The 14,826-nt window shown below is 71.1% G+C and carries 14 protein-coding genes and 3 tRNA genes; 8 read left to right on the forward strand and 9 right to left on the reverse strand.

The annotated features are described in order from the left end of the window. Nucleotides 1-88: 88 nt before the first annotated feature. Both ACZ56V_RS15545 and ACZ56V_RS15550 read left to right on the forward strand, forming a co-directional pair. Entirely contained in the window at nucleotides 89-1,561 is a 1,473-nt protein-coding gene (locus ACZ56V_RS15545; RefSeq protein ID WP_468942590.1) for a N,N-dimethylformamidase beta subunit family domain-containing protein, read from the forward strand. Between the two features lie 68 nt (nucleotides 1,562-1,629). After that, entirely contained in the window at nucleotides 1,630-2,529 is a 900-nt protein-coding gene (locus tag ACZ56V_RS15550; RefSeq protein WP_468942593.1) for a phosphoribosylaminoimidazolesuccinocarboxamide synthase, read from the forward strand. Between the two features lie 66 nt (nucleotides 2,530-2,595). On the opposite strand, the gene ACZ56V_RS15555 is transcribed toward ACZ56V_RS15550, so the two are convergent. The 8 genes from ACZ56V_RS15555 to ACZ56V_RS15590 form a co-directional block, all read right to left on the reverse strand. Beyond that, nucleotides 2,596-2,668, reverse strand: a tRNA-Gly gene (locus tag ACZ56V_RS15555). 44 nt (nucleotides 2,669-2,712) lie between these two features. Beyond that, a complete protein-coding gene (locus tag ACZ56V_RS15560; protein ID WP_059302871.1) occupies nucleotides 2,713-3,327 on the reverse strand; it encodes a response regulator transcription factor in 615 nt (204 codons plus the stop codon). Next, nucleotides 3,324-4,571 (reverse strand): sensor histidine kinase, encoded by a 1,248-nt coding sequence (locus ACZ56V_RS15565; protein WP_468942596.1) that lies wholly within the window; start codon nucleotides 4,569-4,571, stop codon nucleotides 3,324-3,326. Before ACZ56V_RS15565 ends, ACZ56V_RS15560 begins: the two co-directional genes overlap by 4 nt. 49 nt (nucleotides 4,572-4,620) lie before the next feature. Then, complete coding sequence (locus ACZ56V_RS15570) at nucleotides 4,621-5,436, reverse strand: ABC transporter permease (protein WP_467378583.1); 816 nt, start codon at nucleotides 5,434-5,436, stop codon at nucleotides 4,621-4,623. Continuing rightward, on the reverse strand, nucleotides 5,433-6,404 hold the full coding sequence (locus ACZ56V_RS15575; protein ID WP_467378581.1) for an ABC transporter ATP-binding protein: 972 nt from the start codon (nucleotides 6,402-6,404) through the stop codon (nucleotides 5,433-5,435). The genes ACZ56V_RS15570 and ACZ56V_RS15575 overlap by 4 nt, the downstream gene beginning before the upstream one ends. A 150-nt stretch (nucleotides 6,405-6,554) precedes the next feature. After that, nucleotides 6,555-6,627 (reverse strand) — tRNA-Gly (locus ACZ56V_RS15580). An 80-nt stretch (nucleotides 6,628-6,707) separates the two neighbouring features. Next, nucleotides 6,708-6,779, reverse strand: a tRNA-Gly gene (locus ACZ56V_RS15585). Between the two features lie 137 nt (nucleotides 6,780-6,916). Then, a complete protein-coding gene (locus ACZ56V_RS15590) occupies nucleotides 6,917-7,234 on the reverse strand; it encodes a histone-like nucleoid-structuring protein Lsr2 (protein WP_055421997.1) in 318 nt (105 codons plus the stop codon). 350 nt (nucleotides 7,235-7,584) lie between these two features. Between ACZ56V_RS15590 and purS the strand changes: the two genes are divergently transcribed. From purS to purL, 3 genes are read left to right on the forward strand one after another with little or no spacing between them, the layout of a single operon-like run. Continuing rightward, on the forward strand, nucleotides 7,585-7,857 hold the full coding sequence (gene purS, locus ACZ56V_RS15595) for a phosphoribosylformylglycinamidine synthase subunit PurS (protein ID WP_104635038.1): 273 nt from the start codon (nucleotides 7,585-7,587) through the stop codon (nucleotides 7,855-7,857). After that, the gene (gene purQ / locus ACZ56V_RS15600) at nucleotides 7,854-8,534 is read left to right on the forward strand and encodes a phosphoribosylformylglycinamidine synthase subunit PurQ (RefSeq protein WP_003974894.1); all 681 of its coding nucleotides are present in this window, start codon (nucleotides 7,854-7,856) and stop codon (nucleotides 8,532-8,534) included. The genes purS and purQ overlap by 4 nt, the downstream gene beginning before the upstream one ends. Then, on the forward strand, nucleotides 8,531-10,789 hold the full coding sequence (purL, locus tag ACZ56V_RS15605; protein ID WP_467378578.1) for a phosphoribosylformylglycinamidine synthase subunit PurL: 2,259 nt from the start codon (nucleotides 8,531-8,533) through the stop codon (nucleotides 10,787-10,789). Before purQ ends, purL begins: the two co-directional genes overlap by 4 nt. Before the next feature lie 56 nt (nucleotides 10,790-10,845). Here the strand turns inward: purL and ACZ56V_RS15610 are convergent, their stop codons facing one another. Further along, nucleotides 10,846-11,430 (reverse strand): Uma2 family endonuclease, encoded by a 585-nt coding sequence (locus ACZ56V_RS15610; RefSeq protein ID WP_468942603.1) that lies wholly within the window; start codon nucleotides 11,428-11,430, stop codon nucleotides 10,846-10,848. A gap of 111 nt (nucleotides 11,431-11,541) precedes the next feature. Here ACZ56V_RS15610 and ACZ56V_RS15615 point away from each other — a divergent pair, with 111 nt between their 5' ends. From ACZ56V_RS15615 to purF, 3 genes are all read left to right on the forward strand, one after another. Next, nucleotides 11,542-12,339: a maleylpyruvate isomerase family mycothiol-dependent enzyme gene (locus ACZ56V_RS15615; RefSeq protein WP_468942606.1), complete on the forward strand. Its 798-nt coding sequence runs from the start codon at nucleotides 11,542-11,544 to the stop codon at nucleotides 12,337-12,339. A gap of 61 nt (nucleotides 12,340-12,400) precedes the next feature. Further along, nucleotides 12,401-13,201 (forward strand): META domain-containing protein, encoded by an 801-nt coding sequence (locus tag ACZ56V_RS15620; RefSeq protein WP_468942609.1) that lies wholly within the window; start codon nucleotides 12,401-12,403, stop codon nucleotides 13,199-13,201. Nucleotides 13,202-13,263: 62 nt separating this feature from the next. Next, nucleotides 13,264-14,790, forward strand: a complete 1,527-nt coding sequence (gene purF / locus ACZ56V_RS15625) for an amidophosphoribosyltransferase (RefSeq protein WP_356368837.1) — start codon at nucleotides 13,264-13,266, stop codon at nucleotides 14,788-14,790. Nucleotides 14,791-14,826: the final 36 nt, after the last annotated feature.

A 14,826-nucleotide genomic window follows, 5' to 3' on the forward strand; every position in this document is an offset into this window, starting at 1 on the left:
AAATGTGATGTGCTGGGACCGATCGCGCACATGGCAAAGGCGTTCGTCATACGCACGACCACGGGGGCACGAGGGAGGGGACTGTCCCATGGGGCCCGAGCAGATCCGCCGTTGGGAGTCGGGAGCACTCGCACACGCCGTGACGGACCCCTTCGGACTGGGCCCGGTCCCCTGGCTGCGCGGCGGCGAGACGTACTTCGGCGACACCGGCCAGGTCGTCGCCTGGTACGCGGACCAGGACCAGGCCGGCGGCTCTCCTGCCCACTCCGGTGGCGGTCCCCGCGCCGCGGACGACGTCCGGTGCCAGATCAAGGGCTTCACCGCGACGGGGGCGGCCGCCCCCGGTGAGGCCATCGACTTCCACGTCACCGTCGACCCGCCGCAGGAGTTCAGCGTCGACGTCTACCGGATCGGGCACTACGGCGGTGACGGCGCCGCCAAGATCACCACCAGTCCCCGCCTGTCCGGCATCGTCCAGCACCCGCCGCTCACCGCCGACCGTACGGTCTCCTGCCACCACTGGTGGCTGTCCTGGCGACTGCAGATCCCGTCGTACTGGAACATCGGCGCCTACGTCGCCGTCCTCACCACCGCCGACGGCTACCGCTCCCACGTGCCCTTCACGGTCCGCGACGACCACCCCGCCGACCTGCTCCTCCTCCTGCCGGACGTCACCTGGCAGGCGTACAACCTCTATCCGGAGGACGGCCGCACCGGTGCCAGCCTCTACCACGCCTGGGACGAGGAGGGCCGGCTCCTCGGCGAGGCCGACGCCGCGACGACCGTCTCCTTCGACCGCCCCTACGCGGGCGCCGGGCTGCCGCTCCACGTCGGTCACGCCTACGACTTCATCCGCTTCGCCGAGCGCTACGGCTACGACCTCGCCTACGCCGACGCCCGCGACCTGCACTCCGGCCGCGTCGACCCGGCCCGCTACCGGGGCCTGGTCTTCCCCGGCCACGACGAGTACTGGTCCGCCCCCATGCGCCGCACCGCGGAACTCGCCCGCGACCGGGGGACCTCCCTGATCTTCCTCTCCGCCAACACCATGTACTGGCAGGTGGAGCTGGCCCCCTCCCCGTCCGACACCCCCGACCGCCTGCTGACCTGCCGCAAACGCAAGGGACCCGGCCGCCCCGCGCTGTGGCGGGAGATCGACCGCCCCGAGCAGCAGCTGCTCGGCATCCAGTACGCCGGCCGCGTCCCCGAACCGCACCCGATGATCGTCCGCAACGCCGGTCACTGGCTCTGGGAGGCCACCGGAGCGCACGAGGGCGACGCGATCGAGGACCTGGTGGCGGGCGAGGCCGACCGCTACTTCCCGCGCACCGCGCTCCCCGAGCACGACGAGCGGGTCCTGCTCGCCCACTCCCCGTACACCGACGCCGACGGCGTCCGGCGGCACCAGGAGACATCGCTGTACCGGGCCCCGTCGGGCGCCTGGGTCTTCGCGTCCGGCACGTTCGCCTGGTCCCCGGCCCTGGACCGCCCCGGCCACGTCGACCCGCGCGTCCAGCGCGCCACGGCCAACCTCCTGGACCGCATCTGCAAACGGGACTGACCCGGCGTCCGCCCTCCCCACGACGTACGGGACAATCAAGGCATAGGACAGAACCACGGGGAGGAACCGTGTCCGGATTCGTTGAAAAGCCCGAGCCGCTCCAGGTTCCGGGTCTGGTGCATCTGCACACCGGCAAGGTGCGCGAGCTGTACCGGAACGAGGCGGGCGACCTCGTGATGGTCGCCAGCGACCGCATCTCCGCCTACGACTGGGTGCTGCCGACCGAGATCCCCGACAAGGGCCGGGTCCTCACCCAGCTCTCCCTGTGGTGGTTCGAGCAGCTCGCCGACCTGGCCCCCAACCATGTCCTGAGCACCGAGCTGCCCCCCGGCGCCCCCGCCGACTGGGAGGGCCGCGCCCTGGTCTGCAAGTCGCTGCGGATGGTCCCCGTGGAGTGCGTGGCCCGCGGCTACCTCACCGGCTCGGGCCTGGCGGAGTACGACGAGACCCGCACCGTGTGCGGCCTCGCCCTCCCCGAGGGCCTGGTCGACGGCTCGGAGCTGCCCGCCCCGATCTTCACCCCGGCCACCAAGGCCGAGGTCGGCGAGCACGACGAGAACGTCTCCTACGAGGAGGTCGCCCGCCAGGTCGGCGCGGACATCGCCGCCGCCCTGCGCCAGGCCACCCTCGCCGTCTACTCCCGCGCCCGGGACATCGCCCGCGAGCGCGGCATCGTCCTCGCGGACACCAAGTTCGAGTTCGGCTTCGACGGGGACGACCTGGTCCTCGCCGACGAGGTCCTCACCCCGGACTCCTCCCGCTTCTGGCCGGCCGGCCAGTGGCAGCCGGGCCGCCCGCAGCCCTCGTACGACAAGCAGTTCGTGCGGGACTGGCTGACCTCGGCGGAGTCCGGCTGGGACCGCCGGAGCGAGCAGCCCCCGCCGCCGCTGCCGCAGCAGGTGGTGGACGCCACCCGCGCCAAGTACGTGGAGGCCTACGAGCTCCTGACCGGCCAGAGCTGGTCGTAACGGCGGAGGCCGCGAAAGGCCGCACACGAAGAAGCCCCCGGCCGGAGCCGGGGGCTTCTCACACGGAGCGAACGACGAGGTTCGAACTCGCGACCTCAACCTTGGCAAGGTTGCGCTCTACCAACTGAGCTACGTTCGCACTGCGCGGGCTTCGTCGTGGACGTCGCCGTGGCGCGAGAGCCACTATACCCAACCCCGCTCCCGTGCGAGACGCACCGCCGCGTGCCGGTTCTCCGCACCGAGCTTGCTCGCGGCCGACGACAGGTAGTTCCGTACGGTGCCCTCGGCGAGCGCGGCGCGCTCGGCGATCTCCGCGACCGGCGCCCCGTCGGCGGCGTGCTCCAGCACCTCGGCCTCGCGCGCGGTCAGCGGCGAGTCCCCGGCGGAGATCGCGTCGGCGGCCAACTCGGGGTCGACGTACCGGTTTCCGGCATGCACCGTGCGGATCAGTTCGGCGAGCCGCTGGGCGCTGACGGTCTTGGGGACGAACCCGCGCACCCCCGCCGCGAGGGCCCGCTTCAGATGCCCGGGGCGCCCGTGGCTGGTCACGATCAGCACCTTGCAGGCGGGCAGCTCGGCCCGCAGCGATGTGGCGACCTTCACACCGTCGGCGCCGGGCATCTGGAGGTCCAGGACGGCGACGTCCGGCGCGTGCGCCCGCGCCATCGCCAGTGCCTCGGGGCCGGTGGCCGCCTCGGCGACGACGACCAGGTCGTCCTCCAGGGACAGCAGGGCCGCCAGCGCCCCGCGGATGAGGTGCTCGTCGTCGGCGAGCAGGACGCGCACGGTCGTCGTCACGACGCGACCTCCAGCGGGGCTCCGGCCGCGGCGGCCGGCAGCGGCACCTCGGCCGTCAGCCGGAAGACCCCCTTGCCCGCGGGTCCCGCCTCCAGGGTCCCGTCCACCGCGGACAGCCGCTCGCGCAGCCCCGCGAGCCCGGAGCCGCCCGAGACCGCCGGGGGGCCGTCTTCCGTCGTCTCCGCCACGCCGTCGTTCTCCACCGTCAGCACTACCCGCCCCTCCGACATCCGCACCGTCACGGCGACCTTCTTCGCGTCCCCGTGCCGCAGCACGTTCGTGGTCGCCTCCCGCACCACCCAGCCGAGCGCCGCCTGCACGTCGGAGGGCAGCCCGGCCGTCCCGCCGGTGACCTCCGAGACGATGCCCGCCGCCGAGAGCACACCCCGGGCACCGGCCAGTTCGACCTCCAGCGCGGCCTCCCGGTAGCCGCGCACGACGTCCCGGACCTCGCGCTGCGACTCCTGGGCGATGCGCTGCACCTCGATCATCTGCTCCACCGCCTCGGGCCTGCCGCGCCGGGACAGCTGGACCGCCAGCTCGCTCTTGAGCGCGATCACCGACAGGTTGCGCCCCATCACGTCGTGCAGGTCCCGGCCGAACCGCAGCCGCTCCTCGGCGACGGCGAGCCTGGCCCGGGTCTCCTTGGCGTCGTCGAGCGCGTAGACCGCCTTGAGCAGCCAGAGGGAGAAGATCGAGGTGGCGGCGAGGAACCCGCCGGTCACCAGCACCAGGCCGGCCACCACCACCGACGCGAGGGCGGGCATCTCCAGCGGGAACGTGATGAGCCCCGCGCCCAGCGCGGAGGCCCCGACGACGGCGGCCCTGCGCCGCCGGCCCCGCACCCCGACGGTGATGACACCGGCGGCGTAGCACATGACCCCGCCGTAGACCGAGCCCGCCGCGGTCTCCACCTCGCCGGCCGGTCCGCGGTCCGCGATCCCGACCGCGGCGACCGCCACCACGGCCGTGACGGCGACGAGTGTCCACAGCATCCGTACGGGCTGCGGGCGCCGGCCGAGCGTCCAGTCCAGCGCCATGGACGAGACCAGCATGCAGACGGCGGCGTGCACGACGACCAGCAGGCACAGCACGGTGGCGAGCCCGACGCCGGTCCGGCCGTAGGCGGTCACCCCGAGGGCGAGCACCTCGACGACACCGAAGAAGTGGAACGACCACCGCGTGTACGTCTCCACCTGCTCCGGCGTGCTCTTGATCCGCCACCATCCGCCCGGCCTGCGCATCCGTCCGCCGCTCCCGCTCACCTCGTAGGCCCTCGCACGTTCCTGTACGTCAGTGCCGCGGCTCCCACCGGAACCGCCGCCGTACAGCAAACACCGCGAGCACGGTCCAGGCCACCGCCGTCGCCGTCGCGCCCAGCGCGTCGCCGGCCGACAGGTCACCGGTCCAGCCGCCGCGCACCAGGGTGATCACGGGCGTCAGCGGCAGCAGCTCGCACACGGAGGCGAGCCGGTCGGGGAGCAGGTCGAGCGGGATGAACAGGCCCGAGCCGAACATCGAGACGAACGTGAACGGCAGCGGCGTGACCTGCGCGCTCTCACCGGTCTTGGTGAAGCTCGCGGTGACCGCGGCGAGCGCGGCGCACATCAGCAGGCCCAGCAGCAGCCCGAGGACGGCCAGGTGCGGTGCCGACGGCGCGGACAGGTCGAGCAGCGCCATGCAGCCCGCCGCGAGCAGGAGCGACTGCACCAGCCCGCTGAGGACGGCCGGCAGGGCGGACCCGCCGAGGATCTCCACGTCCCGCAACTCACCGGTGCGCAGCCGCTTGAGGACGAGTTCCTCGCGCCGGACGACGAAGACGCCGACGAGGGCCGAGTAGACGGCGAACAGCAGGGAGAAGCCGATGGCGGCGGGCAGCACGAGCGTGCCGATGGTCAGCCCGGCCTTGCCCAGGTCCATCTCCTCGGCGCCCGCCCGCACGCTGAACGGCATCACGAACGGGATGAACAGCGCGGCGACGACGGTGCCCTTGTTCCGCCCGAGCAGGATCATCTCGGCGCGGGCGAGGGCGGTCATGCGGCTCATGGGCGTGGTGGCCGCCGTGCGGGCGATGCCCTTCGCGCGGGCCGGTGCGTCGGTGGCGCTCATGCCGCGTACTCCTTCTCCGTGGTGGTGGGGGACGTCCTCGCGGACACCTCCCTGGCGATGCTGAGGAAGGCCTCCTCCAGGGACGCCGAGCGCACGTCCAGGCGGCGCAGCTCCACTCCGGCCTGTCCGGCCCACACCAGCAGCCCGGTGGCGGCGCGCTGGAGTTCCCGGGTGCGCAGCTTCACCATGCGGCCGTCGACCTCGTGGTCGCCGACGCCCAGTTCGCCGAGCGGCGGCAGGTCGCCCACGAAGTACCCGGCGGGCAGTTCGAAGGAGATGTGGGACGGCTGCGCGGCGGTCACCTCGGCCGGGGTGCCGGTGGCGGCGATCCGGCCCTCGTGCATGATCGCGAGCCGGTCGGCGAGGTTCTCGGCCTCCTCCAGGTAGTGCGTGGTCAGCAGCACCGTCGTACCGGCGTCGCGCAGCCCGCTCACCAACTCCCAGGTGTCCCGGCGGCCTTCGGCGTCCAGGCCGGTGCTGGGCTCGTCGAGGAAGAGCACCTCGGGGTCGCCGAGCAGCGCGAGCGCCAGGTCCAGGCGGCGCCGCTGGCCTCCGGACAGCTGCTTCACGCGGGTGTCGGTCTTCGACTCCAGACCCACCAGCGCCAGCACCTCGGCCGGCGGCCGGGCACCGCTCACGCACGCCGCCCACATCCGTGCCGTCTCGGCGACCGTCAGCTCCGAGGGGAAGCCGCCCTCCTGGAGCATGACCCCGGTGCGCGGACGTACGGCGGCCCGCTCGGTGTACGGGTCGTGCCCGAGGACGCGCACCTGTCCGCCGGCCGGAGCGGCGAGCCCCTCCAGGATCTCGACCGTCGACGTCTTGCCGGCGCCGTTGGTGCCGAGCAGCGCGAAGACCTCACCCCGGCGCACGAAGAAGTCGATCCCGCGCACGGCCTCGAACCCGCCCCCGTACACACGCCGCAGGCCGGTGACCTCAATCACGTGTTCGTGTTCGTTGGTTTGCATGCTTCAAGCATTCCGGCGGGTGGGGCGGCACGACAGTGCGGCCCGTCATCGCCCGGCATGACAAATGTCAGGGCGGGGACGGACCGGTGGAAGCGCGGAGCCGGACGCACGAAAAGACCCCGGTCCTGGAGGACCGGGGTCTGATTCCCGAGCGGACGACGAGGCTCGAACTCGCGACCTCAACCTTGGCAAGGTTGCGCTCTACCAACTGAGCTACGTCCGCATTGCCCCCGACCGGCCTTCACCGATCGGTGCGAGCACCAGCCTACCTGATCCAATCGAGTGGCCGGTACGGCGATGCAGAGCGGGTGACAGGAATTGCACACTGCGCCTTCCCCCTGGAAGGGGGATGTTCTACTACTGAACTACACCCGCGTGTTCCGTGAGCTGGGCCTTTCGGCCTCGCCCCTCGGCGTGCTCCAGACTTTAGCTGATCACCCGGGGTGCCGCGCAAGTCGGTTGCCGCGAGGGGCGACTGAGCGGCCGTCGGCCGCCCGTGCCGGGCGCACGGCTCACTGCGCCTCGGCGAACGCCTCGTACACCTTCTTCGGGATCCGGCCCCGCGCGGGCACGTCCATCTTGTTCGCCTGGGCCCAGGCGCGGACCGCCGCCGGGTCGGGGGCGACCTCCGTCTGCCGGTAGGCCTTGCCGGACCGGGAGCGCTTGCGGCCGGCCGAGACGTACGGCTCGAGCGCCTTGCGCAGTTTCCGGGCATTGGCTTCGTTCAGGTCGATCTCGTACATCCGGCCGTCGACTCCGAAGGCGATCGTCTCCGCCGCTTCCGAGCCGTCGATGTCGTCAAAGAGAGTGACCACGACACGCTGCGCCACGAATATCGGTCCCTTCGTGCGGCATCTCCGCGATGACGTGCCCGAACGTGTCAAGACGCCGCGATGATGCCGACTGTTCGCCTGTAATTGGGCAAAGTATCGGCTAATGACATTTCATTTGTACAGTGCCTGGCATTGCAATGGGAAGCCCGACTAAATCTCTTGGCGTGTCCGCAGGGCAATAGGTGTCCGTGCTCCATCCGGGATCTTTCCCGAAGCTTTTCGCGACCGCCCCCTCCCGATGCCGAATCGTGACTGGGGTCACGTAGTTTCCTCCAAGGCTACGCGCGTAGAAATTTTGTACGGGTAGTCTGAAGGAACCTGCTCAGCACCACACACCGGGAGTGCCAGTGGCACGCGTCGTAGTCGACGTCATGCTCAAGCCGGAGATCCTCGACCCCCAGGGCCAGGCGGTGCAGCGCGCACTGCCGCGGCTGGGTTTCGAAGGGATCTCGGACGTCCGTCAGGGAAAGCGATTCGAACTGGAAGTGGACGGGCCCGTCGACGACGCCGCCCTCGCCCGCATCCATGATCTTGCGGAATCCTTCCTCGCCAACACCGTGATCGAGGACTTCACCGTCAAGGTCGAGTCCGAAGACGTAGTCGCGGGGGCGTCGAAGTGACCGCTCGTATTGGCGTCGTCACTTTCCCCGGCAGCCTCGACGACCGGGACACGCAGCGCGCGATCCGCGTCGCCGGTGCCGAACCCGTCGCCCTGTGGCACAAGGACAAGGACCTCAAGCAGGTCGACGCCGTGGTGCTGTGCGGCGGTTTCTCGTACGGCGATTATCTGCGCGCCGGCGCCATCGCGCGCTTCTCGCCGGTGATGGACACCGTCATCGACCAGGCGAAGGCCGGTCTGCCGGTGCTGGGCATCTGCAACGGCTTCCAGATCCTCACCGAGGCCCACCTGCTGCCCGGCGGCATGCTGGGCAACGACCACCTGCACTTCATCTGCCGCGACCAGAAGCTGCGGGTGGAGAACGCGGACACCTCCTGGACCAGCGACTACACCGCGGGCCAGGAGATCCACATCCCGCTGAAGAACATGGACGGCCGCTACGTCGCCGACCGGCGCACGCTGGACGAGCTGGAGGCGGAGGGGCGGGTGGCCTTCCGCTACCTGGACATGAACCCCAACGGCTCGCTCAACGACATCGCCGGCATCACCAACGCCGCCGGGAACGTCGTCGGCCTCATGCCGCACCCCGAGCACGCCGTCGAGTCGCTGATCGGTACGGGCCGTACCGACGGGCTGCCGTTCTTCACCTCGATCCTCAAGAAGCTGGTCAACGCATGAGCCGGACGCCTCTGGACACGGTCGAGCACGCGACCGCGACCCCCGACGTCGAGCTGCCCTGGGCCGAGCTGGGCCTGAAGAAGGACGAGTACGAGAGGGTCGTCGAGATCCTCGGCCGCCGCCCCACCGGCGCGGAGCTGGCCATGTACTCCGTCATGTGGTCCGAGCACTGCTCGTACAAGAGCAGCAAGGTCCACCTGCGCCAGTTCGGCGAGAAGGCCCCCGAGTCCGAGGCGATGCTCGTCGGCATCGGCGAGAACGCCGGTGTCGTCGACGTCGGCCAGGGCTACGCGGTCACCTTCAAGGTCGAGTCGCACAACCACCCCTCCTACGTCGAGCCCTACCAGGGCGCGGCCACCGGCGTCGGCGGCATCGTCCGCGACATCATCGCGATGGGCGCCCGCCCGGTCGCCGTGGTCGACCCCCTGCGCTTCGGCGCCGCGGACCACCCCGACACCAAGCGCGTGCTGCCCGGCGTCGTCGCCGGCATCGGCGGCTACGGCAACTGCCTGGGCCTGCCCAACATCGGCGGCGAGGTCGTCTTCGACGCCTGCTACCAGGGCAACCCGCTGGTCAACGCCGGTGCCATCGGCGTCATGCGGCACGAGGACATCCACCTCGCGAAGGCGTCCGGCGCGGGCAACAAGGTCATCCTGTACGGCGCCCGGACCGGCGGCGACGGCATCGGCGGCGCCTCGATCCTGGCCTCGGAGACCTTCGACGACGCCAAGCCGTCGAAGCGCCCCGCCGTCCAGGTCGGCGACCCCTTCCAGGAGAAGCTCCTCATCGAGTGCACCCTGGAGGCGTTCGCCGAGAAGCTGGTCGTCGGCATCCAGGACCTGGGAGCGGCGGGCCTGTCCTGCGCGACCAGCGAACTGGCGTCGAACGGCTCCGGCGGCATGCGCGTCACCCTGGACGACGTCCCCCTGCGCGACTCGACCCTCTCGCCCGAGGAGATCCTCATGAGCGAGTCGCAGGAGCGCATGTGCGCGGTGGTCGAGCCGGAGAAGGTCGACCGCTTCCTGGAGATCTGCGAGAAGTGGGACGTCATCGCCACCGTCATCGGTGAGGTCACCGACGGCGACCGGCTGGAGATCTTCTGGCACGGCGGCAAGATCGTCGACGTCGACCCGCGCACCGTCGCCCACGACGGCCCGGTCTACGAGCGCCCCTACGCCCGCCCGGACTGGCAGGACGCCCTTCAGGCCGACGACGCGGGCAAGCTGCCCCGGCCGCAGACCGGCGACGAGCTGAAGGACCAGGTCCTCAAGCTGGTCGGCTCGCCCAACCAGGCGTCCAAGCAGTGGATCACCCAGCAGTACGACCACTTCGTGCAGGGCAACACCGTCCTCGCCCAGCCCGAGGACTCGGGCATGATCCGCGTGGACGAGGAGTCCGGCCTCGGCGTCGCCATCGCGACCGACGGCAACGGCCGCTACGCCAAGCTCGACCCGTACACGGGCGCGCAGCTGGCCCTGGCGGAGGCCTACCGCAACGTGGCCACGACCGGTGCGAAGCCCCTCGCGGTCTCCGACTGCCTGAACTTCGGCTCGCCGGAGGACCCGGCGGTCATGTGGCAGTTCGCGGAGGCCGTGCGCGGTCTGGCGGACGGCTGCCAGGAGCTCGGCACTCCGGTGACCGGCGGCAACGTCTCGCTCTACAACCAGACGGGCGACGCCGCCATCCACCCGACCCCGGTGGTCGCGGTGCTCGGCGTCATCGACGACGTGGCCCGCCGCACGCCGGTCGCCTTCCAGGAGGACGGCCAGCTGCTGTACCTGCTGGGCGACACCCGCGAGGAGTTCGGCGGCTCGGCCTGGTCCCAGGTGATCCACGACCACCTCGGCGGCCTGCCCCCGAAGGTCGACCTGGAGCGCGAGCGGCTGCTCGGCGAGATCCTGATCTCCGCCTCCCGCGACGGCATGATCGACTCCGCGCACGACCTGTCCGACGGCGGTCTGGTCCAGGCGGTCGTCGAGTCGGCGCTGCTGGGCGGCAAGGGCGCGCGTCTGGTCGTACCGGACGGTCTCGACGCCTTCACCTTCCTGTTCTCGGAGTCGGCGGGCCGTGCGGTCGTCGCCGTCCCGCGCTCGGAGGAGGTCCGCTTCAACGACATGTGCGGCGCCCGCGGCCTGCCCGTCACCCGCATCGGCGTGGTCGACGGCGACGCGGTCGAGGTCCAGGGCGAGTTCACCCTCCCCCTGACCGAGCTGCGCGAGGCCCACGAGGGCACGATCCCGGGGCTGCTCGCGTAGTCGCGGCTTCCTGAGAGCCCGAGGTCCCGTCCGGAACCGGACGGGACCTCGGCGTTTCAGCGCACGTAGTTCTCGAGGATTTCCGTGTCGAGTTCGATGCCGACGGGGGCGGGAAGGGTCAGCGTCTCACCGACCTTCGTGAGGCGGGATCTCCGGTAGCCGCCGACCTGCCGGTCCGGAGAGCTGTGCACCGTGACGGTGCAGGATTCCCGGTCGATCACGAGGTACACGGGGATTCCCGCCTCGCCGTAGGCGGCCGGTTTCTCGTGCCGGTCCCGCCGGTCCGTCTCCGAGTCGTACGAGGTCACCTCGACGACCATGAGTGCTCCGGCCGGGTCCGCCCATTCGCCGCGCCCCGCGAAGTGGGCCTCGGGCGCGAGTACGGCGTCCGGCCGTGCCCTGCTCTGCCGGTACGCGTCGAGCCGTAGGCCTTGGGTTTGATACAGGTCCAGGTCGGGCCGCTTCTGCATACAGTGCTTGGCCAGCCAGGTCACGATGCTGTTGTGGTCCCCGTCTGTCACCGGCTTGACCCCGATCCGTCCGTCAATGAACTCCAACGTGACGGTCTCGGGAGCGGCGGAAGCGATCGTTTCGAACTCGTCCACCGACATCTGAGACGTGTGCTCGGCCATAACCGTCATGTTGCACCTCCTTCCAGGCGCCGACCAGTGTTTCCAGGGTTCGGCGGACCCGGGGTGTCTTTCCCGGCCAGACACACGTACGAGTGAGGGCCGCCCGCATAGGCTCGCCCCATGCCGCCCGCCAGAAAGCGCCCCCGCGCCTACGACCCCGCCCGCACCCGTGCCGCCGTCCTCGCCCAGTTCGGCAACGTACGGGCGGCCGTCCGCACCCTCACCCCCGAGCAGCTCGCCCTGCCGACGCGGCTCGGGGACTGGACCGTGCGGGAGCTGGTGGCGCACGCCGGGATGGCGCTGACCGCCGTGGACCGGTTGCTGGACGAGCCCGAGCCGGTGCGGCAGGACGGCCGGCTGCTCGACTGGCCGTTCGCCATCGCCGCCGACGCGGACGCCATCGCCGGGACGGCCCGACGGCTCGCCGCCGAGCACCCCGACCTCGACGCCCACCTCGCCGAGGTCGAACGGCGCTTCACCGGGCGGCTCGACACCCACCCCGGGAGCAGGCTGCTCCCCACCAGCGCGGGCGCCCTGCCACTGGCCGACTACCTCGTCACGCGGACCGTCGAGCTGGTCGTGCACACCGACGACCTCACCGCCGCGGTGCCCGGCCTGGACATCCCGTACGACCGGCAGGCACTGGCCGCCGCGACCCGGCTGCTGGCCGACGCGCTCGCCGTGAAGGCGCCCGGCGGCTCGACGGAGGTGCGGATCCCGCCGTACGCGGTCGTGCAGTGCGTGGAGGGACCCCGGCACACCCGGGGCACCCCGCCCAACGTCGTCGAGACCGACCCGCTGACCTGGCTGCGGCTGGCCACCGGACGGCTGACCTGGCAGGACGCCCTGGACGGGGCGAAGGTGAGCGCGAGCGGGGAGCGGGCCGACCTCGGAGCCCTGCTGCCCCTGCTGGGCTGAGGGGCGAGACCCGGGGGGAACGGGAGGGGAACCGGATCTTCCCCGGCTGCGTCGAATCGGCATGTACAGGCAGAAGCAGCAGCGCAGCATGACCCTGACCGTGGCGGCCGTCGCCGCGCTCGTCCCGCTCGCCGCGGCCTGCGGCAGCGAGAAGGCCGACGACGGCGGCAGTGACAACGTGGGCGCGGGCGGACAGCGCATCACCGGCGTCCGGTGGAGCATCGACAGCGTCACCGTCGACGGCGCCACCCACCGCGCGCCCAACGCGGCACACGTACGGATCGAGGACGGCGAGGCCGCGGGCAGCACCGGCTGCAACAGCTTCAGCGCCCGCGCCGACGTCGACGGCGAACGCGTCCGGCTCAGCGACGCCATGTTCACCGAGAAGGCCTGCGCCAAGACCCCCGCCGGCTTCGAGAAGTCCCTCGGCCGCGCCCTCACCACCGGCTCGCTCACCACCGAGAACGAGGGCGGGCGGGTCACCCTGACCACCGCCGACGGCGACACCGTCCGGCTCAGCAGGTCCGAGGACGCCTCCCTCTACGGCACCAAGTGGGCCGTGGACGCCCCGGGCCGGAAGGGCGGCGAGGGCCGCGCCCACCTCACCTTCGACCAGGACGCGAAGACCGTCTCCGGACGGCTCCCCTGCAACCACGTCAACGCCAAGGCCACCGTCAGCGACGGCCGTATCACCCTCGGCGCCCCGTCCACCACCCGAATGATGTGCGAAGGCTCACTCATGGACGCCGAGAAGCGGCTGCTGGGCCTGTTCGACGGCAAGGTCGAATACCGGATCGATCAGCAGACCCTCACCCTGACCAGCGAAGACGGCGCCACGGTCCGGGCCGTGGCCGACCAGTGATCCACGGGTGAGCCCATATCCCCAATTCGGACCAGTGGACGACCTCGCCTACACTCGGAGACGTGCCACGTGGTGACGGTCGACTCAATCACGATCTGCTTCCCGGCGAGAAGGGCCCCCAGGACGCTTGCGGCGTCTTCGGTGTCTGGGCTCCGGGCGAAGAGGTCGCAAAGCTCACTTACTTCGGGCTCTACGCCCTCCAGCATCGGGGCCAGGAATCCGCGGGAATCGCGGTCAGCAACGGCTCCCAGATCCTCGTCTTCAAGGACATGGGCCTCGTGTCCCAGGTCTTCGACGAGACCTCGCTCGGCTCGCTCCAGGGTCACATCGCGGTCGGTCACGCCCGCTACTCGACCACCGGTGCCTCCGTGTGGGAGAACGCCCAGCCGACGTTCCGTGCCACCGCGCAGGGTTCCATCGCGCTCGGGCACAACGGCAACCTCGTCAACACCGCCCAGCTCGCCGGGATGGTGGCCGACCTGCCCAAGCAGGAGGGCCGCTCCACCCGGGTCGCGGCGACCAACGACACCGACCTGCTGACCGCGCTCCTCGCGGCCCAGGTCGACGAGGACGGCAAGCCGCTGACCATCGAAGAGGCCGCGCACAGCGTCCTCCCCCAGGTCATGGGCGCCTTCTCCCTCGTCTTCATGGACGAGCACACCCTCTACGCCGCCCGTGACCCGCAGGGCATCCGCCCGCTGGTCCTCGGCCGGCTGGAGCGCGGCTGGGTGGTCGCCTCCGAGTCCGCCGCCCTCGACATCTGCGGCGCCTCCTACGTCCGCGAGATCGAGCCGGGCGAGTTCGTCGCCATCGACGAGAACGGGCTGCGCTCATCGCGATTCGCAGAAGCGAAGCCCAAGGGCTGTGTCTTCGAGTACGTGTACCTGGCCCGCCCGGACACCGACATCGCCGGCCGCAACGTCTACCTCTCGCGTGTCGAGATGGGCCGCAAGCTGGCGAAGGAGGCCCCCGCGGAGGCCGACCTCGTCATAGCGACCCCGGAATCCGGCACCCCCGCCGCGATCGGCTACGCCGAGGCCTCCGGCATCCCCTTCGGCAACGGCCTGGTGAAGAACGCCTATGTCGGCCGGACCTTCATCCAGCCCTCACAGACCATCCGCCAGCTCGGCATCCGCCTGAAGCTGAACCCCCTGAAGGAAGTCATCAAGGGCAAGCGGCTGGTCGTCGTGGACGACTCCATCGTCCGCGGCAACACCCAGCGGGCCCTGGTCCGCATGCTCCGCGAGGCCGGCGCCGCAGAGGTCCACATCCGGATCTCGTCCCCGCCGGTGAAGTGGCCCTGCTTCTTCGGCATCGACTTCGCCACCCGCGCCGAGCTGATCGCCAACGGCATGAGCGTCGAGGAGATCGGCACCTCGATGGGCGCCGACTCCCTGGCGTACATCTCCATCGACGGCATGATCGAGGCGACCACCATCGCCAAGCCGAACCTGTGCCGCGCCTGCTTCGACGGCGAGTACCCGATGGAGCTCCCCGACCCCGAGCTGCTCGGCAAGCAGCTCCTGGAGACCGAGCTGGCCGCCGGGCCCGCCGGTACGGCCGCCGCCGACGCCATCCGTCGCCCGTAGCCGTCCGTATCCCTGGTTTCCCCGGTTCCCCTGCCT

Source organism: Streptomyces sp. NPDC034099, from assembly GCF_055575415.1.